The sequence below is a fragment of the Actinophytocola gossypii genome, from assembly GCF_025165815.1.
Taxonomy (GTDB): Bacteria; Actinomycetota; Actinomycetes; order Mycobacteriales; family Pseudonocardiaceae; genus Actinophytocola; species Actinophytocola gossypii.
Map to the genome: position 1 here is coordinate 122,654 of NZ_JAFFZE010000009.1, position 22,902 is coordinate 145,555.

At 72.3% G+C, this 22,902-nt stretch carries 21 protein-coding genes; 17 read left to right on the plus strand and 4 right to left on the minus strand.

Annotated elements, in window-relative coordinates; genetic code table 11:
* The first annotated feature begins 16 nt into the window (after positions 1-16).
* From idi to JT362_RS08865, 4 genes are all read left to right on the plus strand, one after another.
* Positions 17-592: an isopentenyl-diphosphate Delta-isomerase gene (gene idi, locus JT362_RS08850; RefSeq protein ID WP_260190583.1), complete on the plus strand. Its 576-nt coding sequence runs from the start codon at positions 17-19 to the stop codon at positions 590-592.
* 82 nt (positions 593-674) lie between these two features.
* Positions 675-1,325 (plus strand): SRPBCC family protein, encoded by a 651-nt coding sequence (locus tag JT362_RS08855; protein WP_260190584.1) that lies wholly within the window; start codon positions 675-677, stop codon positions 1,323-1,325.
* A gap of 57 nt (positions 1,326-1,382) precedes the next feature.
* Positions 1,383-3,308 (plus strand): intein-containing Rv2578c family radical SAM protein, encoded by a 1,926-nt coding sequence (locus JT362_RS08860; RefSeq protein WP_260190585.1) that lies wholly within the window; start codon positions 1,383-1,385, stop codon positions 3,306-3,308.
* Between the two features lie 70 nt (positions 3,309-3,378).
* The gene (locus JT362_RS08865) at positions 3,379-4,407 is read left to right on the plus strand and encodes a pyridoxal-phosphate dependent enzyme (protein ID WP_260190586.1); all 1,029 of its coding nucleotides are present in this window, start codon (positions 3,379-3,381) and stop codon (positions 4,405-4,407) included.
* Here the strand turns inward: JT362_RS08865 and JT362_RS08870 are convergent.
* Positions 4,404-5,351, minus strand: a complete 948-nt coding sequence (locus tag JT362_RS08870) for a hypothetical protein (RefSeq protein WP_260190587.1) — start codon at positions 5,349-5,351, stop codon at positions 4,404-4,406. The two genes, JT362_RS08865 and JT362_RS08870, sit on opposite strands and share 4 nt — an antisense overlap.
* A 286-nt stretch (positions 5,352-5,637) precedes the next feature.
* On the opposite strand from JT362_RS08870, the gene aspS reads away from it, so the two are divergent.
* The 4 genes from aspS (at position 5,638) to JT362_RS08890 (ending at position 10,234) form a co-directional block, all read left to right on the plus strand.
* Complete coding sequence (gene aspS / locus JT362_RS08875) at positions 5,638-7,419, plus strand: aspartate--tRNA ligase (protein ID WP_260190588.1); 1,782 nt, start codon at positions 5,638-5,640, stop codon at positions 7,417-7,419.
* Between the two features lie 3 nt (positions 7,420-7,422).
* Positions 7,423-8,364 carry a DUF389 domain-containing protein gene (locus JT362_RS08880; protein WP_260190589.1) on the plus strand — a complete coding sequence of 314 codons (942 nt, stop codon included), beginning with the start codon at positions 7,423-7,425 and terminating at the stop codon, positions 8,362-8,364.
* 127 nt (positions 8,365-8,491) lie between these two features.
* Positions 8,492-9,691, plus strand: coding sequence for a hypothetical protein (locus tag JT362_RS08885; protein ID WP_260190590.1), 1,200 nt, complete (start codon positions 8,492-8,494; stop codon positions 9,689-9,691).
* A gap of 51 nt (positions 9,692-9,742) precedes the next feature.
* Positions 9,743-10,234, plus strand: coding sequence for a methyltransferase (locus JT362_RS08890; RefSeq protein WP_260190591.1), 492 nt, complete (start codon positions 9,743-9,745; stop codon positions 10,232-10,234).
* 3 nt (positions 10,235-10,237) lie between these two features.
* On the opposite strand, the gene JT362_RS08895 is transcribed toward JT362_RS08890, so the two are convergent.
* Both JT362_RS08895 and JT362_RS08900 read right to left on the minus strand, forming a co-directional pair.
* Entirely contained in the window at positions 10,238-10,822 is a 585-nt protein-coding gene (locus tag JT362_RS08895; protein WP_260190592.1) for a hypothetical protein, read from the minus strand.
* Between the two features lie 340 nt (positions 10,823-11,162).
* The gene (locus JT362_RS08900) at positions 11,163-12,527 is read right to left on the minus strand and encodes an ankyrin repeat domain-containing protein (protein ID WP_260190593.1); all 1,365 of its coding nucleotides are present in this window, start codon (positions 12,525-12,527) and stop codon (positions 11,163-11,165) included.
* Between the two features lie 200 nt (positions 12,528-12,727).
* Here JT362_RS08900 and JT362_RS08905 point away from each other — a divergent pair, with 200 nt between their 5' ends.
* The 8 genes from JT362_RS08905 to JT362_RS08940 all read left to right on the plus strand — a co-directional run bounded on the left by JT362_RS08905 (position 12,728) and on the right by JT362_RS08940 (position 20,931).
* Positions 12,728-14,071 carry a replication-associated recombination protein A gene (locus JT362_RS08905; RefSeq protein WP_375546472.1) on the plus strand — a complete coding sequence of 448 codons (1,344 nt, stop codon included), beginning with the start codon at positions 12,728-12,730 and terminating at the stop codon, positions 14,069-14,071.
* A gap of 127 nt (positions 14,072-14,198) precedes the next feature.
* Complete coding sequence (locus JT362_RS08910; RefSeq protein ID WP_260190594.1) at positions 14,199-14,609, plus strand: DUF948 domain-containing protein; 411 nt, start codon at positions 14,199-14,201, stop codon at positions 14,607-14,609.
* A complete protein-coding gene (locus JT362_RS08915) occupies positions 14,606-14,971 on the plus strand; it encodes a hypothetical protein (protein WP_260190595.1) in 366 nt (121 codons plus the stop codon). The genes JT362_RS08910 and JT362_RS08915 overlap by 4 nt, the downstream gene beginning before the upstream one ends.
* A gap of 75 nt (positions 14,972-15,046) precedes the next feature.
* Positions 15,047-17,716, plus strand: a complete 2,670-nt coding sequence (alaS, locus tag JT362_RS08920; protein ID WP_260190596.1) for an alanine--tRNA ligase — start codon at positions 15,047-15,049, stop codon at positions 17,714-17,716.
* A 43-nt stretch (positions 17,717-17,759) separates the two neighbouring features.
* Positions 17,760-18,248: a Holliday junction resolvase RuvX gene (ruvX, locus tag JT362_RS08925; protein WP_260190597.1), complete on the plus strand. Its 489-nt coding sequence runs from the start codon at positions 17,760-17,762 to the stop codon at positions 18,246-18,248.
* The gene (gene mltG / locus JT362_RS08930) at positions 18,245-19,438 is read left to right on the plus strand and encodes an endolytic transglycosylase MltG (protein WP_260190598.1); all 1,194 of its coding nucleotides are present in this window, start codon (positions 18,245-18,247) and stop codon (positions 19,436-19,438) included. Before ruvX ends, mltG begins: the two co-directional genes overlap by 4 nt.
* The gene (locus JT362_RS08935; RefSeq protein ID WP_260190599.1) at positions 19,428-20,318 is read left to right on the plus strand and encodes a shikimate dehydrogenase; all 891 of its coding nucleotides are present in this window, start codon (positions 19,428-19,430) and stop codon (positions 20,316-20,318) included. Before mltG ends, JT362_RS08935 begins: the two co-directional genes overlap by 11 nt.
* Before the next feature lie 43 nt (positions 20,319-20,361).
* Positions 20,362-20,931 (plus strand): GrpB family protein, encoded by a 570-nt coding sequence (locus JT362_RS08940; protein ID WP_260190600.1) that lies wholly within the window; start codon positions 20,362-20,364, stop codon positions 20,929-20,931.
* 6 nt (positions 20,932-20,937) lie between these two features.
* Here JT362_RS08940 and JT362_RS08945 read toward each other — a convergent pair whose 3' ends face one another.
* On the minus strand, positions 20,938-21,585 hold the full coding sequence (locus tag JT362_RS08945) for a prepilin peptidase (protein ID WP_260190601.1): 648 nt from the start codon (positions 21,583-21,585) through the stop codon (positions 20,938-20,940).
* 126 nt (positions 21,586-21,711) lie between these two features.
* Between JT362_RS08945 and aroC the strand changes: the two genes are divergently transcribed.
* Entirely contained in the window at positions 21,712-22,899 is a 1,188-nt protein-coding gene (aroC, locus tag JT362_RS08950) for a chorismate synthase (RefSeq protein WP_260190602.1), read from the plus strand.
* Positions 22,900-22,902: the final 3 nt, after the last annotated feature.

Sequence of the window (22,902 nt, forward strand, 5' to 3'; positions counted from 1 at the left end):
CGGACGAGGAGATGGAATGGAACAGGTGGTCCTGCTCGACGAGCGAGGGCTCGGCATCGGCACCGCGGACAAGGCCACGGTGCATCACCGGGACACCCCGCTGCACCTGGCGTTCTCGTGCTACGTGTTCAACGGGTCCGGCGAGCTGCTGGTGACCCGCCGCGCGCGGTCGAAGAAGACCTGGCCCGGGGTGGTGACCAACTCCTGCTGCGGGCACCCGGCGCCGGGGGAGCCGTTCACCGGCGCGGTGGTCCGCAGGCTGCGCGACGAGCTGGGGCTGCCCGCGCCCGAGGTCGACCTGGTGCTGCCCCGGTTCCGCTACCGCGCCGAGATGGCCAACGGCGTGGTCGAGAACGAGCTCTGCCCGGTGTTCCGCACGGTGAGCGACGCCCGGCCGCGGCTCGCCCCGGACGAGGTGGACGAGTACGGCTGGGTGTCCTGGCCGCTGTTCGTGAGCCTGGTGACCGGCGGCGAGCTCGCCGTGTCGCCGTGGTGTCGAGAGCAGGTCGACCAGCTGGCCGTGCTGGGCGACGACCCGCTCGCCTGGCCGGTCGCCGACGCGGCCGAGCTGCCTCCGGCCGCGACACACTGAGTCTTCTGTAGCTTTGACTTATATAACTGTTGGTTGATAATTTGGCGCTCTCATCCCGCAGGGACGACCAGAGGAGAGCTCCATGATCGACGCGACACACCAGATCAACTCCGTGCGCCGAGAGGTCGGCTCGCGGGTGCTCGACGCGGGCGAGGCGCGCGTCGTCACCATCAGCCAGACCTACGACACGGACCAGAACGACCTGTGGGACGCGGTGACCAGCGCGGAGCGGCTCCCGCGCTGGTTCCTCCCGGTGTCCGGCGAACTCCGGGTGGGCGGCCGTTACCAGCTGGAAGGCAACGCCGGCGGCACCGTGGAGCGTTGCGATCCGCCCAAGAGCTTCTTCGCCACCTGGGAGTACGGCGGCGAGGTCAGCTGGATCGACGTCCGCGTCCTGCCCGAGGCGGACGGCCGGGCCCGGCTGGAGTTGGACCACATCTCCCACGTCGACGACGACCGGTGGGCCGAGTTCGGGCCGGGAGCGGTCGGCGTCGGCTGGGACGGCGCCCTGCTCGGCCTCGCCCTGCACGTCAGCGGCGGCCCCGCCATCGACCCGGACGAGGTCATGGCGTGGCAGACCTCCGAAGCGAACCACGAGTTCATGAGGTCGAGCAACGAGTGCTGGTACGAGGCCAACGTGGCGGCCGGCGCGGACCCGGTGGCCGCTCGCGAGGCGGCCGACCGCACCATCGCGGCCTTCACCGCACCCCCGGAGCCCCCGCCCGGGTCCTGATCCTCGGTCCGGGCGACCTTGATTGACACCGCATCGAACGTGTGTTCGACTGTGTTCGTGCGATGGGAAAGCCAGCGGGTAGACCAGCAACGACAGCAGACCCTGCCCGGGCTGCCGGGTCTCGTGCGCAGTGTGGAGACCCCGGAGTTCGCCGGCATGGTCTTCCACGAGGTGCACGCGAGATCGGTGCTGAACAAGGTTCCCGGGCAGTCGCCGATGCCCTTCCGGTGGACGATCAACCCCTACCGGGGCTGCGGTCACGCCTGCCGGTACTGCCTCGCCGGCGACACGCCGATCCTGCTGGCCGACGGACGCACGCGGCCGCTCGCCGACCTCTCGGTAGGCGACGAGATCTACGGCACCGAGCGGCAGGGCAGCCGCCGCCGGTACGTCACCACTCGAGTGCTCGCGCACTGGTCCACCGTCAAGCCCGCCTACCGGCTCACCCTCCGCGACGGCACCCGGCTGATCGCCAGCGGCGACCACCGGTTCCTCACCGACCGCGGCTGGCGACACGTCGCGGCGAGTGCCGAACGACGACGGCGCGCGGTGCTCGCCACCGGGGACAAACTCGTTGGCACCGGCGGGTTCGCCTCGGCGCCGAAGGGCAGGGTGGAGTACCGGTGCGGGTACCTGGCCGGCATCGCGGCCGCGTTCGCGGAGCCGACCGACCAGCGGGTGCTCGGCCGGGCTCGGGAGTACCTGACCGGACCGGAGTCCATCAGCCTGCCGGTCGAACGGCCGCTCGTGCCGAGCGAGGAGTGGCACAAGGGATACCTGGCCGGCGTGTTCGACGTGGACGGTGAGTTCGCCCGAGGTCACCTCCAGGTGGCCAGGACGAACCGCGCGAACGTCAGCGGGATCTGCGACGCGTTGCTGCGGTTGGACTTCCGGTTCGCGCTGGAGGACCTGGGGCACCGCAGCGGCGTGCAGCGGATCCGGCTGTCCGGCGGGCTCGCCGAGCACCTGCGGTTCCTGCACACGGTCGACCCGGCGCGCACCGGCCAGGGTGAACTGTCGGGCGTCGCCGTCCGGGGCGCCGAGCGACTGGGCGTCGAGACCGTGGAGCCCCTCGGGTTGGAGCTGCCGCTGTTCGACATCACCACCGGCACCGGCGACTTCATCGCGAACGGGGTGGTGAGCCACAACTGCTTCGCCAGGAACTCGCACACCTACCTCGACCTGGACTCCGGCGAGGACTTCGACAACCAGGTCGTGGTCAAGGTGAACGCGGTCGAGGTGCTGACGGCGCAGCTCCGTTCCCCGCGCTGGACCCGCGAGCACGTGGCGATGGGCACCAACACCGACCCGTACCAACGGGCGGAGGGCCGGTACCGCCTGATGCCGGGCATCATCCGCGCGTTGGCCGACAGCGGCACCCCGTTCAACATCCTCACCAAGGGCACCGTGCTCTCCCGTGACCTTCCGCTGCTGCGGGAGGTGAGCGCCGACGTCCCGGTCGGGCTCGGCGTCTCGATCGCGCTGATCGACCGGGAACTCCAGCGCAGCCTCGAACCGGGCACGGCGAGCCCGCAGGCCCGCCTGGAGCTGGTCCGCAAGATCGTCGACGCCGGCCTGCCGTGCGGTGTGTTCGTCGCGCCAGTGCTTCCCGGTCTCACCGACTCGATCGACCAACTCGACGCACTGCTGGCGGCGATCGCCGACACCGGGGCGACGGGAGTGACCGTGCTGCCCCTGCACCTGCGTCCCGGGGCGAGGGAGTGGTTCGCGGCGTGGCTGGTTCGCGAGCACCCGGAACTGGTGCCGAGCTACCGCCAGATCTACGCCAGAGGCGCCAACGCGGACGTCCGGTACCGCCGCTGGCTGGGGCGGCGCGTCGGCCCCCTGTTACGGCGGTACGACCTGGCCCCCAAGGAAGCCCGACCGGCGCGAGCGGAGGACCCGACCTGGCCGGAGGGCAGCCTCGCCTCGATTCCCGAGCAGGCCGCCCCGGTCCGACAGGAGCAGCTGGAACTCCTCTGACCGACCGGTTCGCGCTGGGCGGAACGCCGCGGCGGGCTGTGCGGCGCGCGGCCGGTCTAGCGTGTGGATCATGTCCGCCGACCGGACCGGCTCGTGGGCCGGTGACGCCCTCGCCCGCATCCAGGCTGAGCTGCCGGCGACCCCACTACGCGCGCTGGCGGCGGCGTCGGCCGGTGGCGTCGACGTCCTCGTCAAGGACGAGACCGCCCTGCCCACCGGGAGCCTCAAGTACCGGCACCTGCGCGCGCTGTTCGCCCACGCGATCACCACCGGGCACGTCGGCGCTGGTACCCACGTCGTCGTGGCGACGGGCGGCGCGGTGGCGGTCGCCGGCGCGTACCTCGCGGGCCTGCTCGGGCTGCCGTTCACCGCCGTCGTGCCCGCGCGCACGGGCCCGGACGTCCTCGACCGGATCGAGCGGCACGGCGGGCGCTGGCGGCGGGCGGAACTCCCGCCGGCCGCCGGACAGCAGGAGGGCGCGGCACTGGCCGACCGGCTCGGCGGCCACTTCCTCGACCACTTCGCCGACGCCGACCGCGCCATGGCCGCCGGCGGCCCGACCCTGGCCGACGAGGTGTTCGCGGAGACCACGCCCGAGTGGATCGTCGTCGGCGTGGGAACCGGCGCCACCTCGGCCGCGGTCGGGCGGTACCTGCGGCGGCACCGGCTGCCCACCCGGCTCGCCGTCGTCGACTCCGAGAGCTCGGCGTACTTTCCGGCCTGGGTCACCGGCGCGCCGGACTACGCCACCGGCATGCCGTCCCGGATCCCCGGGATCGGCCGGCCACGGGTCGAGCCCGGCTTCCAGCCCGACCTGATCGACCTGGTCATCCCGGTACCCGACGGCGCGTCGGTCGCGGCCATGCGCTGGGCGCGCGACACCGCGGGCCTCGACGCCTGCCCGGCCACCGGGGCCAACCTGTGGGGCGCCCGCCACCTGGCGAGACGGATGCGGGAGAACGGCACGAACGGCAGCATCGTGACGATCAACGGGGACAGCGGCGAGGCCTACCGGAACACCCACCTCGACGCCGAGTGGCTGCGTGCCCGCGGACTCGACCCCACGCCGTTCGAGGCCGAGGCAGGCGACTGGGGTTAGCCGCGGTCGCGGGGCCAGTCCCAGCGCACGCAGAACGTGCCGGGGCCGAAGTCGAGCGCGACCGCGTGCGCCTCACCGGCGGCGTTGACCTCCACCTTGCGGCGCGTCGTCTTCTGGTCCTCCGGGTCCACCGAGTACAGCTCGCAGTACGCGGGCAGCGCGCGCGGGTCGAACCGCAGCTCCAGCACGAACTCGCGGACCGGCGTGGTGAACTTGCGGCAGTAGCTGTCGTCCCCCCGCGAGTACGGCGGCCCGGGGTGGGCCAGCGCGTACTCCACGATCGTCGTGTCGCCCCTGGCCAGCGGAGCGTCCAGCAGGATCTCCGCCGCGATCAGGCCGGCGGCCTCGTCCCGCGCGACCCGGCCGATCCGGCACGACTGGTGCGCGGTGATCTCCGGGAACGGCCGGCCGATGCGCTCCAGGTCGTAGACCATCACCGTCCGGTCGACACCGTCCCGCTCGGCCCGCAGGACCTGGCGGACGGAGATCCGCTTCTCGCCCCGGTCGACCGCGACGTCCATCCGGTCGTGCTGGCTGAGCTTGGTCAGCGCGGTCTCGGTGGTGAAGTCGATCCGCTTCAGCAGCTTCGACACCGGCTCGCGCTCCGACCACAGCGCCTCGATCGGCAGCCGCGACGACTCGCGCTGCACCCGGCCCCTCGGCCGCGGCGGGCCGAGCAACGCGATCAGTGACCCCGGCGCGACTCCCAACACCGACTCGAGATGTCCCAAAGCTGCCAGCGACTCGGCCCGCTCGGGCCGCCGCCGCCCGGACTGCCAGTAACTCAGCGCGGTCACGCTGACCGAAACCCCCCGTGCGCGTAACCGGTACTGGATCCGGTCCAGGCTGAGCCCGCTGGCCTGGATCGCCGTGCGCAGCGCGGTCGGGAAGGCGTCGGCCGCGAGACTGTCCGCTGCTGGATGAGCGGGGAGCGGTCGCCTCACGTCACCTGCCGCAGCTCGGTGCAGTTCCCGAACCGGTGGGGTCGCGCCGCCAGCCATCGTGGTCTCCCTGCGTTCGCCCCCCAGCGTTTCCTACCACTTGGTAACCAACACCCTACGGGTTGACGCCGAAGGGTGGTACCCGTGACGCCAAATCCGGACGTGAGCGGTTAGCTGCACAAAGTGACCGCCGACCGGCAAACCTGCTGGGCGGAGCGCTCGTGGCGTTGGCTAGCCTGCTCTCGTTCTTATTTTCGTTCGCACCGAGATCTCGACAGGAGAGCACACCGTGATCCGCACGCACGAGGCCGGGACGCTTCGCGCCGACCACGTAGGCCAGAGCGTCACACTGAGCGGTTGGGTCGCGCGTCGTCGTGATCACGGTGGGGTCATCTTCGTCGACCTCCGCGACGCGTCCGGCGTCGTCCAGATCGTGTTCCGCGAGGGCGAGATGGCCGAGCGGGCGCACGCACTGCGCTCCGAGTTCTGCCTCCAGGTCGTCGGCGAGGTCGCCAAGCGGCCGGAGGGCAACGAGAACCCCGAGATCGCCACCGGCGACATCGAGGTCCTGGTCACCGAGCTGCGCGTGCTCAGCGAGGCCGCGCCGCTGCCCTTCCAGCTCGACGAGCATCTCACCGTCGGCGAGGACGTCCGGCTGCGCCACCGCTACCTCGACCTGCGCCGCTCCGGGCCCGCCCGCGCCATGCGCATGCGCAGCGACGCCAACCGCATCGCCAGGACCGTCCTGCACGACGACGGCTTCGTCGAGGTCGAGACCCCGACCCTGACCCGGTCCACCCCCGAGGGCGCCCGCGACTTCCTCGTCCCCGCGCGCCTGCAGCCCGGCTCCTGGTACGCGCTCCCGCAGTCGCCGCAGCTGTTCAAGCAGCTGCTCATGGTCGGCGGCGTCGAGCGGTACTACCAGATCGCCCGCTGCTACCGGGACGAGGACTTCCGCGCCGACCGCCAGCCCGAGTTCACCCAGCTCGACATCGAGATGAGCTTCGTCGAGCAGGACGACGTGATCGCGCTCGGCGAGAAGGTGATCGCCGCCCTGTGGCGCGAGCTCGCCGACCACGAGCTCACCCTGCCGATCCAGCGCATGACCTACGCCGAGGCCATGTCCCGCTACGGCACCGACAAGCCCGACCTGCGCTTCGACCTCGAGCTCACCGAACTGACCGAGTACTTCGCCGACACCCCGTTCCGGGTCTTCCAGGCCCCCTACGTCGGCTCGGTCGTCATGCCCGGCGGCGCCGACCAGCCCCGCCGCCAGCTCGACGCCTGGCAGGACTGGGCCAAGCAGCGCGGCGCCAAGGGCCTGGCCTACGTGCTGATCGGCGCGGACGGCACCCTCGGCGGCCCGGTCGCGAAGAACCTCTCCGACACCGAGCGCGATGGCCTGGCCAAGGCCACCGGCGCCCAGCCGGGCGACTGCGTCTTCTTCGCCGCCGGATCGCCCGCCGACGCCCGCGCGCTGCTCGGCGCGGCCCGCCTGGAGATCGGCAGGCGCCTCGGCCTGATCGACGAGTCCGCCTGGTCGTTCGTCTGGGTCGTCGACGCGCCGCTGTTCGAGGAGGCCGAGGCGGCCCGCAGCGCCGGCGACGTCGCCGTGGGCGGCGGCCGGTGGACCGCCGTGCACCACGCGTTCACCTCCCCGAACCCCGACTGGATCGACCGGTTCGAGCAGGACCCGGGCAACGCGCTCGCCTACGCCTACGACATCGTCTGCAACGGCAACGAGATCGGCGGCGGCTCCATCCGTATCCACCAGGCCGACGTGCAGAAGCGCGTGTTCGAGGTCATGGGCATCACCGCGGAGGAGGCCGAGGAGAAGTTCGGCTTCCTGCTCGAGGCGTTCAAGTACGGCCCGCCCCCGCACGGCGGCATCGCGTTCGGCTGGGACCGGATCGTCATGCTGCTCACCGGCGAGCAGTCCCTGCGGGACGTGATCGCGTTCCCGAAGACCGGCGGCGGCTTCGACCCGCTGACCAACGCGCCGGCGCCGATCACGCCGGAGCAGCGCAAGGAGGCCGGGGTCGACGCGAAGCCGGCGCCCGCGAAGGGCTAGCCGGTGCTCCACCTGCGGGTGATCTGCCCGCCGGAGCGCTCAGACGACGTCCTTCGGCTGCTCGACGAGCAGCCGGGGGTCGCGCACCTGGTCCGGCTGCCCGGCGCGGCGCTGCGCCCGGCCGGTGACATGGTCGAGGCCGACGTGGCCCGCGAGGCCGCCGACGAGACGATCGCCGCGCTGTGCGGGCTCGGCGTCGACCGCGACGGCGGCATCACGCTGGAGCAGATCGACACCGCGCTGTCCGACTCCGCCGACCGGGCCGAGGAGCAGGCTCCCGGCGACGCGGCGGACGCCGTGGTGTGGGAGGAGCTGCTGGCCAGGACGGGGGAGGAGTCCCGGCTCAACGGCACGTTCCTCGCCTTCCTGTCGATCGCCTGTCTGCTCGCCGCGGTCGGCGTGATCACCGGCTCGACGGTGACGATCGTCGGCGCCATGGTCGTCGGACCGGAGTTCGGGCCACTGGCGGCCATCGCGGTCGGCCTGGTGCGGCGCCGTTGGGACCTGGTGCGGCGGGCGGCCCTGGCGCTCGCGGTCGGCTTCCCGCTGGCGATGGTGCTCACCGCGGTCGGCACGGTCGCCGGCAACGCGGTCGGCCTGTTCGACACCAGCGCGTTGACCGAGAACCACGAGCTGGACTTCGTGTACGACGTCGGGCCGTGGTCGCTGATCGTGGCGGTGCTCGCCGGTGCGGCCGGGATGCTGTCGATGACCTCGGCGAAGTCGGCGGCGCTGGTCGGCGTGTTCATCTCGGTGACCACGGTGCCGGCTGCCGGCTACGCGAGCGTGGCGCTGATCCTCGGTCACTGGGGCCGGTTCGGCCCGTCGCTCGGGCAGCTCGCGGTGAACCTGCTTGGCATCGTCGCGGCCGCCACGGTGGTGTTGCTCCTGCACCGGCGCCACCACGCGCGGAACGGTCCGGGGCGTCCGCTGTCCAAGGGTTGAGATTTCTTGCCAGTCGAAACGTGCCCGACACACACCTGTGTTCGTTTGTTGTCCGGGCAACCCTGGCTACTTGATCGATGGACACGACTACGGTCGGTGTCAAGGACGGGGAGTAGGGTCTGAGGAGATGAGTGTGGAAACCGCCGCGGACCCACCGGCACTCGGTGGCGAAGCGGATCCAGAGCTGTTGGCGACCGTGGTCGCGGCGGAGTCGGTGCTCAGCCGCCGCTTCGGCGCGAAGATCCGGCTGTCCGAGCCGGAGGACCTGGGCGGCAGCGAGCGGTCGGTGGTGGTGCGGGTCAGGGTGACGACCAACCCGTTCTCACTGCCACGCACGATGGTGCTGAAGCGGTACCTCGAGCCGGTCGACCAGCACTGCGACAGCTTCGTCCGCGAGGCGGCCAGCTACCAGCTGTTCACCGCGCTCGCCTCGGAGGACCGGATGTGCCCCGAGCTGTTCGCGCACGGGCCGGACAGCCGGCTGGTGGTCCTCGAGGACCTCGGCGGCGCGCCGACCCTGGCCGACAAGCTCCTCGGCCGCGACGCCAGGGACGCGGAGCGCGCACTGCTGTCCTGGTCGCGTTCGCTCGGCCGCCTGCACGCCACCACCGCCGGCCGCGAGGCGGACTTCGACGCCCTGCAGCGCAGGCTGACCCCGCCGGAGCTCAAGGATCCGCTGACCGTGGACGGCGCAGCCGCGCTGGACGGCCTGCCGCTGGTGCTCGCCGACGAGCTGGACGTGCCGACGTCGGCCGCGACGCTCGAGTGCGCCGAGCGCAGCCGCACGCTGCTGGAGACCGGCCGGCACCGCGCGTTCAGCCCGTCGGACTCGTGCCCGGACAACAACCTGATCACCGACCGGGGCGTGCGGTTCCTCGACTTCGAGGGCGGCTGCGTGCGCAACGCGCTGTTCGACGCCGCGTACCTGCAGGTGCCGTTCCCGTCGTGCTGGTGCCCGTTCGCGCTGCCGGTCGGGATGACCGACGCGATGGTCGCCGGCTGGCGCGCCGAGGTGCGCGCGGTGTGGCCCGAACTCGACGACGACGCCGTGCTGGTGCCCCGGCTGCTGGACGCGCAGCTGTTCTGGGTCTGGCTGACGACGTGGCAGTACTTCACCCGCCCCGGGGCGGCGCAGACCCACTCGTCGAGCCTCGCGCACACGCCGAAGGAGAGCCAGGTGCTGGTCGACCGCTGGCGCCGGCTGGCCGAGTCGGCGGACGCGGCCGGAGTCGACCCCATCGCCGAGCACGCGAGCACGGTCCGCGCCGCGTTGCGGGTCCGCTTCGACGAGGCCCGGCCGCTGCCGCTGTACCCCGCATTCCGCTGACGCGGTCGACGCGATCTGCGTGCTGGCGCGGGCGGTCGTAGCGTGTGGTCCATGACCGCACGGGACGACATCGCTCCGCGCGTGGTGACCGCGTACGACTGGGGCTCGCTCGGAGACGTACTGGATGTGGGCGGCGGCGACGGCACGTTGCTGATCGCGTTGCTCAACGAGTACCCGTCGCTGCGAGGCCGGGTGTTCGACCAGCCGGACCTGGCCGAGGCGGCGCGCAAACGAATCGAGGCGGCCGGCCTGGCGGACCGAGCCGGCGCGGTGGCCGGCGACCTGTCCGCCGACCTGCCGCCCGGCGCCGAGGGCTACCTGCTCGCCGAGGTCCTGCACGACCGCGACGACGACGACACGCGCGACCTCCTGACCCGCTGCGCCGAAGCGGTCGGCGAGGACGGTGCCGTGTTCGTGATCGAGACCGTCACCCGCGGCCGCGACCTCACCGCACTGACCGCCCTGGCCGAAGGCGCCGGCCTGATGGTCGCGGACGTGCACGACGCGGGCGAGGTGGCCGTCCTGGAGCTGACCCGCCCCTGACCGTCAGGCCGTGCTGAACCGCACCCCGTCCGGAGCGAGGTCCCGCAGCCGGCGAACGGCCTGGTCGAGCGTGGTGTCCTTGTGCCGCTCGGAGATCGCGATCGGCGAGCCGAACGTGGTGGCGAGCCGCCGCATCCGCCGATCCTGAGTGCCGTCCAACGACCCCGCGAGGTCGTCGGCGACCGTCCTGGTCAGGTCGAAGGTGAGATAGCGCGCCGTGGCCCGGCGCCGCCCCTGCCACGTCCGCAGCGCGATGCCGTTGACCTCCGCCCAGTCCAGCCGCACCGACGATGGCGTGAGGAACCCGCCGATCCGCACCCACACGTGCTTGTCGTCGGCCGCGAGCGCGGGCCCGAGCGCGACCTCGGAGCGCACCCCGAGCACCTCGAGCACGAGCCCGAGCAGACAGAGGGCGCCGACCACACCCCACACACCGAGCGGAGTACCGGTCGCCACCACCCCGAACCCGGCGATCACGACCGTCACCGCGAACATCACGATCGTCGGCAGCTGCCCGAGAACCGCCGACCGCCGCACCGGATTGACGACCAGCTCCGCGTCGTCGGGGATCTTCCTCGTTCGCTGCACGCCGGCAGCGTAGCGCCAGCCCACGCGGCCCCGACCGGACCAGCCGTCCGCCAGACGATCGATCGCCCCGTGACGCGAGCCGATCGGTTGTTCCCCGATGGACCGGGCCGTCACCCCATCCCCGTCGCTTCGGAACGCACCAGGTCGAATCGTCTGCCGCCCGCGGTCCTGGCCGCTTCACGGCGTGAACCGGGCCGGCCCGGACGGCCGCACGATCCCTTCGCTCCCCGACGTGGGCCGGGACGAATGGCCTGCCGTCCGAGGGCCAGGTCCGCCTGTCACTCGCAGCGCGGCCCGAACCGTGACAACCGAACCATCAAGCGCGTCCACCGGGTGCCCCTCAGCGCCGCCCGGACCGCAACAGTCCCACGGCCTCCCGCTGGTCGTTGTGCTCGGCCCAGCTCTCCGGGGTGACGCCGTACAGCGCGTCGGTGACCGTGCGGTCCGCGCCGGCGGCCAGCAGCACCTCGATCACCTCCAGGTGCCCGCTCTCCGCCGCGTGGTGCAGCGCGGTCGTCCCCACCCCGTGCGCCGGCCCGCCGAACGTGCCCCGCAGGTTCACCTCGGCCCCCAGCTCCAGCAGTCGCCGTACCGCCGCCACCCGCCCGTTCGCCGCCGCCCACGTCAGTGCCGTGCCCCGGTAGACGTTCGCGTCCACCGCCGCACCCCGCTCGACCAGCGCGGTCATCGCCGCGACCGAGCCGGAACGCGCCGCCCAGCTCACCGCCTCGTCCCGCACCTCCGCCGCCGAGTCCGACGGCTGCCACGCGGGGAAACCGCCGTGTGGCCGGTAGAACCCGCGGTGCGCGCCGGCCGCGGGTGTAGCCCACAGCTCGTCGACCAGCGCCACGTCGTCCAACCCGGCCGCCACCCGCAGGTTGCGCGGTGCCGTGCCGAGCAGCTCCGCCACCTCCCGGTGCCCCCAGAACAGCGCCGCCACCAGCGGCGTCCCGCCGTCCCCGCGCGCCGACACGTCCAGCGGCGCGCCCGCGTCCAGCAGCACCCGCGCCATCCGCGGCAGGTTCGCGTAGCCGGCCTGGTGCAGCGCCGTCCACCCGTGCCGGTTCCCACGAGCCACGTCCGCACCACGCCCGACCAGCAGCGACACCAACCGCTCGTCCCGGGTCGCGGACGCGAGCGCGAGCAGGTCGTTGCCGTTGGTTCCCCGCGCCGCGACCAACTCGGGGAACCGGTCCAGCAGCGCGCCGAGCCCGTCGACGTCCCGGTTCCGCAGCGCGCGGAACGCCCGCGCGAACGGCTCGTCGCCGAGCGACCGGAGATGTCGGCGCAGCCCGGCCCACGACGTGAACCCGTGGTTGCCGGCCACGACCCTCCGCGCACCCGCCGGCGTCAGCGGCGCCGCCCGGCGGGTGAACGCCGCCACCGCGTCCGGCGTGCCGTCCCGCGCCGACTCAAGCAACCCCACGGCCCGTTCGGCGTAGTACGCGGGATCCTCCTCGAACGCCTGCTCCGGCGACGGTCCCGCGACCGCCACCCGCTCCAGGTGGGCCCGCAACCGCGGCCAACTCGGGAACCCGTGCTCGCGGGCGACGACCAGCTGCGCCTGCGCGAGCCGGATCTCCGCTCCGGGCAGCACCGCGGCCACCCGCGCGACGGCCTCGGCCGAGCCGGCCTGGTGCGCGCGCAGCAGGTCCTTCGCCCGCTTGCGCAGCTGTTCGAGGCTCGCGGAAGGGGGCAGTGACATGGCGACCTCCATACCCGATCCGCCCGAGGTCCGCTCGCGCCGGGCGAGGTGTGAAGGTGCGCGTACACGTGTGGGTGAACCGGGGTGGGCTCGGCCCTGCCCGCGGACGGGGCGCGGCCCCGGACCGCGCGAACCGAGGATAAGGGCTGTCGGTGCCGGCCGGTAGCGTCGACACCGTGGACGAAGGGCTCGACCTCCAGCTGTTCGACAACCCGCCGCGGGAGGAGCAGCGGCATCCCGGCGGCAGTGCGCGGATCGCCGCCAACGCACCGCTGGCCGTGCGGATGCGCCCCGCCGGCCTGGACGAGGTGCTCGGCCAGGACCACCTGCTCGGCCCCGGCGCCCCGCTGCGCAGGCTCGTCGAGGGCGCCGCGCCGGCGTCGCTGCTGCTCTACGGCCCGCCGGGTACCGGCAAGACCACGCTCGCCATGCTCGTGTCGAGCGCGATCGGCCGGCGGTTCGTCGCGCTGTCCGCGCTGTCGGCCGGCGTCAAGGAGGTCCGGGGGGTCATCGAGGAGGCCCGCCGCCGGCTGACCCACTCCGGCGAGTCGACGGTGCTGTTCATCGACGAGGTGCACCGGTTCTCCCGCACCCAGCAGGACGCGCTGCTCGGCGCCGTCGAGGACCGGATCGTGTTGCTGGTCGCGGCCACCACGGAGAACCCGTTCTTCTCCGTGGTCTCCCCGCTGCTGTCCCGCTCGCTGGTGCTACAGCTGCGCTCGCTCACCGACGACGACGTGCGCACGCTCGTCCGTCGCGCGGTCGCCGACGAGCGCGGGCTCGGCGCTGCGGTCACCCTCGACCAGGACGCCGAGGACCACATCGTCCGCCTCGCCGGTGGCGACGCGCGGCGCGCGCTCACCGCGCTCGAGGCCGCCGCCGACTCCGCGCTCGCCACCCGCGGCGGCACGATCGACCTGGCCACCGTCGAGTCGACGGTCGACAAGGCGGCGGTGCGCTACGACCGCCAGGGCGACCAGCACTACGACGTGATCAGCGCGTTCATCAAGTCCATCCGCGGCTCCGACGTCGACGCCGCCCTGCACTACCTGGCCAGGATGATCGAGGCGGGGGAGGACCCCCGGTTCATCGCCCGCCGCCTGGTGATCCACGCCAGCGAGGACGTCGGCATGGCCGACCCGACCGCGCTGCAGACCGCCACCGCCGCCGCGCAGGCCGTGCAGCTGATCGGGCTGCCCGAGTGCGCGCTCAACCTCGCGCACGCCACCGTGCACCTGGCCACCGCGCCCAAGTCCAACGCCGTCACCACCGCGATCGGCCAGGCGATGGCCGACGTGCGGCAGGGCGCCGCCGGAACCGTGCCGCCGCACCTGCGCGACGGCCACTACGCGGGTGCGAAGAAGCTCGGCAACGCCACCGGCTACCGCTATCCGCACAACGTGCCGGAGGGCGTGCTGGAACAGCAGTACCCGCCCGACGAGCTGGTCGGCCGCGACTACTACGAACCGACACAGCGCGGAGCCGAGCGCGCACTCGCCGAACGGCTGCCGAAGCTGCGCCGCGCGATCCGCGGTGACCGGTGAAGATCGTCTGAAGATCCTCGGCGCGGGCGACACCGGGTGATCCGGGCAGGCCGCCGTCGTGGCAGCGCGGTAACCTGACGCGCGATCCAGGACAGCTGTCAATCCATTCGTCACCCGAGGAGGGCTCGTGTCAGCAGGGCAGGTCGCCGCGCTGATCGCGGCCGGCGCGTTCGTACTGCTCGTACTGCTGCTGGCGATCCCGTTGATCAAGCTCGGGCGCACGCTCGACGAGGCCACGATCGCGATCCGCAAGGCGCACACGAACACCGATCCGCTGTTCGACGAGGCCAACACCGCGCTGACCCACGTCAACACCCAGCTCGAGCGCGTCGACGGCATCACCGCGAACACGCAGGCCGTCACCGGCAACGTCTCGGCCCTGACCTCGGTGTTCACCGCCACCCTCGGCGGCCCGCTGGTGAAGGTCGCCGCGTTCTCCTACGGCGTCAACAAGGCGCTCAAGGCCCGCAGGAAGGCCAAGGACGCCGGCGAGGGCAAGCACGCGCGGCGCGGCCGGAAGCGGGGAGGCCGCAAGTGAAGCGCCTTTTCTGGCTTGGGGTCGGCGTGGCGACCGGCGTAGCGTTGTCGAGGAAGGCGAAGGAGACGGCCCGCCAGGCCACGCCCGCCGGCCTCGCCGGCAACCTCGGCGAGGCGATGCGCGAGCTGGCCGGGGCCATCGGCTCGTTCGGGGCCGACATCCGGGCGGGCATGGTCGAGCGCGAAGAGGAGCTGTCGGACGTGGTGGAGGAACGCTCGGGCATCAGCCCCCGGGCTCGGCACGCGCTCACCGAGCCGCGTTCCGACGCGTACTCCTCCGGTATCCGTCGTGACCGCGGGGACGACCGGCCGGTGCGCCACCGCCCGGCCCACGACGCGCGAGCTCGCCGGGCGGGCAGCTGACCCGCGCCCGCGCGGCGCGAGGGCTGTCCGCCGTGACCGGACTCCCGTCGCTTCCAGACCCTCCTAGGACTCACCGTGCAGACACACGAGATCAGCAAGCGCTTCCTCGAACACTTCAAGACGGCCGGGCACACGCCGGTGCCCAGCGCGTCGCTCATCCTCGACGACCCGAACCTGCTGTTCGTCAACGCGGGGATGGTGCAGTTCAAGCCGTACTTCCTCGGCGAGGAGCCGCCGCCGTACCCCCGCGCGACCAGCGTGCAGAAGTGCGTGCGTACCGGCGACATCGACGAGGTCGGCAAGACCACCCGGCACAACACGTTCTTCCAGATGGCCGGGAACTTCTCCTTCGGCGACTACTTCAAGGCCGGCGCGATCGAACACGCGTGGCAGCTCGTCACCGGCAGCCAGTCCGACGGCGGCTACGGCTTCGACCCGGAACGGATCTGGGTGACGGTCTACAAGACCGACGACGAGGCGATCGAGCTGTGGCGCAAGATCGCCGGCCTCCCCGACGAGCGGATCCAGCGCCGCGGCGGCAAGGACAACTACTGGGACATGGGCGTGCCCGGCCCCGGCGGCCCGTGCTCGGAGATCTACTACGACCGAGGCCCGTCGTTCGGCAAGGAAGGCGGCCCGGTCGCCGACGAGGACCGGTACCTGGAGATCTGGAACCTCGTCTTCATGCAGGACGAGCGCGGCGAGCTGTCCCCGAAGGAGGACCACCCGCCGATCGGCACGCTGCCGGCGAAGAACATCGACACCGGCATGGGTGTGGAGCGGGTCGCGTTCCTGCTGCAGGACGTGGCGAACGTCTACGAGACCGACCTGGTGCGCCCGGTGATCTCCCGCGCCGAGGAGTTCTCCGGCCGCCGCTACGGCGCCGACCCGGTCGACGACGTGCGGTTCCGGGTGATCGCGGATCACGCCCGCAGCGGTGTGATGCTGATCGGCGACGGCGTGACGCCGGGCAACGAGGCGCGCGGGTACGTCCTGCGCCGGCTGCTGCGCAGGATCGTGCGTTCGGTGCGCCTGCTCGGTGTGACCGAGCCGGTGCTGCCGGAGTTCGCGGCGGTCGTGCGGGACACGATGGGCCCGTCGTACCCCGACCTGGTCAGCGACTTCGGCCGGATCGAGTCGGTGGTGCGGGCCGAGGAGGAGACGTTCCTCGCGACGCTCACCAGCGGTTCGCGGATCTTCGACCTCGCGGCGACGGAGACCAAGCAGGCGGGCGGCGCCGTGCTGGCCGGCGACAAGGCGTTCCAGCTGCACGACACGTACGGGTTCCCGATCGACCTGACCCTGGAGATGGCCGCCGAGCAGGGCCTGACGGTCGACGAGGAGGGCTTCCGCCGGCTGATGACCGAGCAGCGCCAGCGCTCCAAGGAGGACGCGGCGTCGCGCAAGGTCGGCCACGGTGACGGCGGCGCGTACCGGTCGATCCTGGACAAGCACGGGATCAGCGACTTCCTCGGCTACCGCGAGCTGACCGCGGAGGCGACGGTCGTCGGCCTGCTGTCCGGCGGCGCGCCCGCGGTGTCCGCCGGCACCGGGTCCGAGGTCGAGGTCGTGCTGAACCGCACGCCGTTCTACGCGGAGGGCGGCGGCCAGCTCGCCGACACCGGCCGCATCGTCGGCGACGGCTTCGAGGTCGAGGTGCGGGACGTGCAGTCGCCGGTCGCCGGCCTGAACGTGCACCGAGGCAAGGTGGTCACCGGCGAGGTTCTGCTCGATGCCACGGTCAACGCCGAGGTCGACCCGAGTCGCCGGCGCGCGGTGTCCCGGTCGCACTCCGCGACGCACCTGGTGCACGCTGGAGTGCGGAAGGCGCTGGGCACGCAGGCCGCGCAGGCCGGTTCGCTGAACGCGCCGGGCAGGCTGCGGTTCGACTTCACCTCGCCCGGCGGCGCGGTGCCGGTGAGCGTGCTTGCCGACGTCGAGGACGAGGTCAACGACGTGCTGCTCAACGACTACGACGTGCAGGCGGAGATCACCACGCTCGACGAGGCGCGCAAGCAGGGCGCGATCGCCTTCTTCGGCGAGAAGTACGGCGAGAAGGTCCGCGTGATCACGATCGGCGACTACTCGAAGGAGCTGTGCGGCGGCACGCACGTGCACCGTTCCGGCGAGATCGGCGTGGTGAAGCTGCTGTCGGAGGCGTCGATCGGTGCCGGCGTGCGGCGTGTGGAGGCGCTGGTCGGGCTGGACGCGTTCCGGTTCCTGGCCCGCGAGCACGTGCTGGTCGGACAGTTGGCCGAGCAGTTCAAGGTGCGTCCGGAGGAGCTGCCCGAGCGCATCGGCCAGACGGTGGAGCGCCTTCGCGCGGCGGAGAAGGAACTCGAGAAGCTCCGCGGCGCGCAGCTGCTGTCGTCGGCGGGCACGCTCGCCGACGAGGCGGAGGACGTGGCCGGCGTCGCCCTGGTCGCGGTCGCGACCCCGGACGGCATCGGCGGCAACGACCTGCGCGCGCTGGCATCCGAGGTCCGCAACCGCCTCGGCGCGCGCCCCGGCGTGGTCGCCCTGTTCTCCGCGGACGGCCCGAAGCTCAGCTTCGTCGTGGCGACGACAACCGCCGCGCGCGACCGGGGCCTCGCGGCGGGCAAGCTGGTGCCGTCGTTCGCGCAGGCCATCGGCGGCCGCGGTGGCGGCAAGCCCGACCTGGCCCAGGGCGGCGGCAGCAACCCGGCCGGCGTCCCCGACGCGGTCTCCGCCCTGCGTCGAGCGTTGGCCGAAGGCGCCGCATGACCACGGCCGCGACGGCCGCCGGCACCGATCCGATCGGTGCCGTATGAGTGAGCCCGACAGGCCGGGCTCCGACGACCCGGGGCCCGGCCGCAGGCTCGGCGTCGACGTCGGTTCCGTGCGGGTCGGAGTCGCGCTGAGCGATCCCACTCCCGTCCTCGCGACTCCACTCGTTACCCTGTCTCGCGACGAACGTGCCGGCAGCGATCTCGACCAGTTGGCGGCGCTCGTCGTCGAGCACGAGGTGGTCGAAGTGGTGGTCGGTTTACCGAGGACACTGGCGGCCCGGCACGGCAACGCGGCCGCCGGGGCGGTGACCTACGCACGACGGCTCGCCAAACGGGTGCGCCCCATACCCGTCCGGCTGGCCGACGAGCGGCTCACCACGGTCAGCGCCACCAGGATGCTCAGCGATCGCGGGGTGCGCGGGAAGCGGCAGCGGGCGGTAGTCGACCAGGCGGCGGCCGTCGAAATCTTGCAGGCCTGGCTGGACGGGCGGGCTCGGCACCTGCCTCCGGAGGCGCGCGAACCATGACCGATGACCTCGACATCTTCGATCCCCACACCGACCGCAGACGCCCGGTCCGCAAGCCGTCGAAGCGCAAGAAGAACCGCAAGTTCGTCTGGATCGGCTTGGCGGTCGTACTCGTGCTCATCGCTGGCGGCGGCTACTACGGGCTCCGCCAGATCATGGACATCGGCGAGTACGACGACTACTCCGGCCAGGGAGAGAACCAGGTCGTCATCGAGGTGGAGAGCGGCGACTCCACCGGCGACATCGCCGCCAGCCTCGTCGAGTCCGACGTCGTGGCCAGCTCCAGCGCGTTCATCGTCGCCGCCGAGTCGGACGACCGCGTGCGCGCGGTCCAACCCGGCTTCTACGTGATGAAGACGAAGTCGTCCGGCGAGGCGGCCGTCGGCCAGATCGTCGCCGCCGAGGCCAAGGTCGGCCACCTGGAGATCATCCCCGGTACCCAGCTCCACGACATCATCCCGGAGCAGGGAAAGGTGAACCCCGGCATCGTCTCCCAACTGGCGGAGGCCTCCTGCGCCGAGCTGAACGGCGAGAGCACCTGCGTACCTCCCGAACAGCTCTGGGATAGCATGCGGAAGGCCGATCTGGCCGCGCTGGGCGTGCCCGATTGGGCGGTCGAACCCGCCAGCCGGGCCGCACCGGACCGCCGCCTCGAAGGCCTGATCATGCCGGGCGTCTACAACGTCCGCCCCGGCGCGACGGCCGACGAGCTGTGGACGATGTTGATCGCCGACTCCGCGACGCGGATGCAGGCAGCCGGCCTGCCCGATGTCGCGAACGAGACGGGCTTCACCCCCTACCAGGTTCTGACGATGGCGTCGCTGATCGAACGCGAGGCGATCGAAGGCGACTTCCGCAAGGTCTCGCGGGTGACGTACAACCGTCTGGCCGAGCACATGCGGCTGCAGTACGACTCGACGGTCAACTACGTGCTCGACCGCCCCACGATCCGCACGAACGCCGAGGACCGGAACAACGACAACCCGTACAACACCTACGAGAACACCGGTCTCACCCCGACCCCCATCTCCGCCCCGAGCAAGAGCGCGATCGAGGCGGCGGTGTCGCCGGAGAAGGGCCCGTGGCTGTACTTCGTGCGTTGCCAGACCGACGGGACGTCGTGCTTCGCGGTGACCGACGAGGAACACCAGCAGAACGTCGACGTCGCGCTGGAGCGCGGTGCCTACTGATGTCCCCGCCGGGCCAACGTCCGGCACGCGTCGGGCGGCCGTGGTCGGATCGCCGGTGGCGCACTCGCTGTCGCCCGTGCTGCACGGCGCTGCCTACCGGGCACTCGGTCTGACGGGCTGGACCTACGAGCGCCTCGAGGCCGACGCCGAGGCCCTGCCCGCGCTCGCCGACGCACTCGACGAGACCTGGGTCGGTCTGTCGGTCACCATGCCCGGTAAGCAGGCCGCACTCGCTCACGCCGCGGAGGCCACCTCGCGCGCGGTGGCCGTTGGCGCGGCGAACACCCTGGTGCGGGTCGGCACGGGCTGGCGTGCCGACTGCACCGACGTGGACGGCGTCACCGGCGCCCTCCGCGCGGCCGCGGGTTTCACGTGTTCATCCAATACCTCCTTCGGTGTGGTACTTGGTGCCGGCGGCACCGCGTGTGCCGCCGTCGCCGGGCTCGCTGACCTCGGCATCCGGACGGTCCGCGTGGTGGCCCGCGAACCGTCCAGGGCTGAGCCCGTCGTCCGGTGTGCCGCGAAGCTGGGCGTCGACCTCGAGGTGACGCGCTGGGCCGAGGCCGACCACCGTGTCCTCGCGGCCGAGGCCGCAGTGCTCGTCAACACCGCCCCGGCGGCCGCGATCGAGCCGTACGTACCCGACCTGGCTGCCGCGGCGTATGTCCTGGACGTCATCTACCACCCGTGGCCGACCGCTCTGGCGGAAGCGGTCATGGCACGCGGCGGGCGGTTGGCGACCGGCCTGGACATGTTGCTGCACCAGGCGTTCGGCCAGGTGGAGCAGTTCACGGGAGCGGCGGCACCGCGCCCCGCGATGCGGGACGCGTTGCGCGAGGCCACCGGCGGGATCCTCCCGCTGCCCATCTCCTGGCCGTAGCACGCGTCGGCACCAGTGCCTGCCGGGGCACTAGTCTGTCCGGGTGGACGAGGACCGGCTGCGGGCCGTGACGGTCGGCGAGTTGAACCCGTTCGGCACGAAGGTCGTCGTCGAGGACTACGACCCGCGATGGCCGGACCTGTTCGAGGAGGAGCGGGCGTCGATCGCCTCGGCGCTCGGCGGCCGCGCACTGGCCATCGACCACACCGGTTCGACATCGGTGCCCGGCCTGCCGGCCAAACCGGTCATCGACATCCTCCTCCAGGTCGCCGACAGCGCCGACGAGCCGACCTACGTCCCGGACCTCGAACGCGCCGGATACGTGCAGCGCATCCGCGAACCCGACTGGTTCGAGCACCGCATGCTCTGCCGGCGTACGGAGCTGGGCGCACCGCACGACGCCAACCTGCACGTGTTCTCGCCGCGCCACGCCGCGGCGGAGATCGCGCGGGTCCTGGCATTCCGCGACTGGCTGCGCACCCACGACGACGACCGGGACCGCTACGCCGCCACCAAGCGCGACCTGGCCCGACGGGACTGGAAGTACGTCCAGGACTATGCGGACGCCAAGTCGGAGATCGTCGAGGAGATCCTCGCCAAGGCCCTGCGCTGACCGTGTTCATCGCGCCTCCAGGGCGGTGCCGGGGAACAGGGCGATCAGGCTGGTGGCCGCCAGCGTTCCCGGACCGTACGGAACCCCGTCACGCCACCGGTGCCGCGCCATCACTCGCACCACGAGCGTCAGCACCGCCGCCAGCACCGAGCCGAGCATCATCGCCGGCCACCCGACCGCGCCCAACACCGCACCCACGCTGCCGGACAACTTGACGTCCCCGGCCCCGAGCGCGCTCGGGTTGGCGAGGTGGACCAGCGCGTGCAGAACGCAGTAGGCCACCGCGCCGGCGAACGCGCTCGTGACAACCCGTGAGCCGCCGCCTGCCAGGGAAGCGACCACGGCGGCGACACCGACCATCGCGTAGGCGGGCAGTGTCAACGCGTCCGGCAACCGCCGATGTCGCAGGTCGGTGGCGGTGAGCAGGACCGCGAACCACGTCAGTACCAACGGAACCGGCAGCCACCAGCTCGGGATCGCGCCCGTGGACACGCGCCATCCGAGTACCGCCCACAACACGCCGACACCAGCGGCCAGCCATCCACTGTGGACGACCGCGCCGCGGCGCAGGCGAGCCAGCAGGTGGCGGCCGGCGACTCCGGCGAGGACCCCGGCGAGCGCCAGGAGGGCTGTGGTGAGGAATTGCAAGATCATGCCTCCACGTTCCGCCGGGAGTCGTGGGGACCGCAAGACGGCGACCGTGCGAATGGACCATTCGCACGATTTTGCCGAGCAAGTCCCTGATGGGAGCCGGTGCGGACGACATGACAGGATCAACGGGTGCTGCGTTGGATCACCGCTGGGGAGTCGCACGGACCGGCCCTCGTCGCCGTGCTGGAAGGCATGGTGGCCGGGGTCGAGGTCACCACCGCCGACCTGGGCGAGCAACTCGCCCGCCGCCGTCTCGGCTTCGGCCGCAGCCCGCGCATGGGCTTCGAGACCGACGCCGTCGAGTTCCTCGGCGGCGTGCGCCACGGCCGCACCCAGGGCGGCCCCGTCGCCGTGCGGATCGACAACGCCGAGTGGCCCAAGTGGGAGAAGGTGATGTCGGCCGATCCGGTCGACGAGGAGGAACTCGCCGGCCTCGCCCGCAACGAGCCGCTGACCCGCCCTCGGCCCGGTCACGCCGATCTGCCCGGCATGCAGAAGTACGGTTTCGACGAGGCCCGGCCGGTGCTGGAACGCGCCAGCGCCAGGGAGACCGCGGCCCGCACCGCGCTCGGCACCGTCGCCCGCGCCTTTCTGCGCCAGCTCCTGGGGGTCGAGGTGATCAGCCACGTGGTGTCCATCGGGAAGGCCGAGGCGCCCGACGGCCCACCCCCGGGGCCCGACGACCTCGCCACGATCGACGAGAGCCCGGTACGCGCGTTCACTCCGGCGGCCACCGAGGCGATGGTCGCCGAGGTCGAGGCGGTCAAGGAGGCCGGCGACACGGTCGGCGGAGTGATCGAGGTGATCGCCTACGGTCTGCCACCGGGTCTCGGCTCGCACGTGCACTGGGACCGGCGGCTCGACGCCCGGCTGGCCGGTGCGCTGATGGGCGTGCAGGCCATGAAGGGGGTCGAGATCGGCGACGGGTTCACCACCGCGCGTCGCTGGGGGAGCGAGGCGCATGACGAGATCGACCGGGCGGACGGGCTCAGCGGGGTCAGCCGGCGCACCAACCGGGCGGGCGGTCTCGAGGGCGGTATCACCAACGGCGAGCCGCTGCGCGTGCGGGTGGCGATGAAGCCGATCTCGACGGTGCCGCGCGCGCTGTCCACCGTGGACGTCCGGTCCGGTGAGCCCGCTGTCGCGATCCACCAGCGCTCCGACGTGTGCGCGGTGCCGCGTGCCGGTGTCGTCCTCGAATCCGTGGTGGGGTTGGTGCTCGCCGAGACCGCGCTCGAGAAGTTCGGGGGCGACTCGCTGGCCGAGACCAGGCGCAACGTGGAGTCGTACCGTACGGCGCTGCGGGAACGGTGGTAGTCG

Coding starts and splice junctions, on each gene's coding strand:
- JT362_RS08945 (WP_260190601.1), bottom strand. CDS start 21,585: ATGATCTTGCAATTCCTCACCACAGCCCTCCTGGCGCTCGCCGGGGTC.
- JT362_RS08855 (WP_260190584.1), top strand. CDS start 675: ATGATCGACGCGACACACCAGATCAACTCCGTGCGCCGAGAGGTCGGC.
- idi (WP_260190583.1), top strand. CDS start 17: ATGGAACAGGTGGTCCTGCTCGACGAGCGAGGGCTCGGCATCGGCACC.
- mltG (WP_260190598.1), top strand. CDS start 18,245: ATGACCGATGACCTCGACATCTTCGATCCCCACACCGACCGCAGACGC.
- JT362_RS08900 (WP_260190593.1), bottom strand. CDS start 12,527: ATGTCACTGCCCCCTTCCGCGAGCCTCGAACAGCTGCGCAAGCGGGCG.
- ruvX (WP_260190597.1), top strand. CDS start 17,760: ATGAGTGAGCCCGACAGGCCGGGCTCCGACGACCCGGGGCCCGGCCGC.
- JT362_RS08865 (WP_260190586.1), top strand. CDS start 3,379: ATGTCCGCCGACCGGACCGGCTCGTGGGCCGGTGACGCCCTCGCCCGC.
- JT362_RS08885 (WP_260190590.1), top strand. CDS start 8,492: ATGAGTGTGGAAACCGCCGCGGACCCACCGGCACTCGGTGGCGAAGCG.
- JT362_RS08890 (WP_260190591.1), top strand. CDS start 9,743: ATGACCGCACGGGACGACATCGCTCCGCGCGTGGTGACCGCGTACGAC.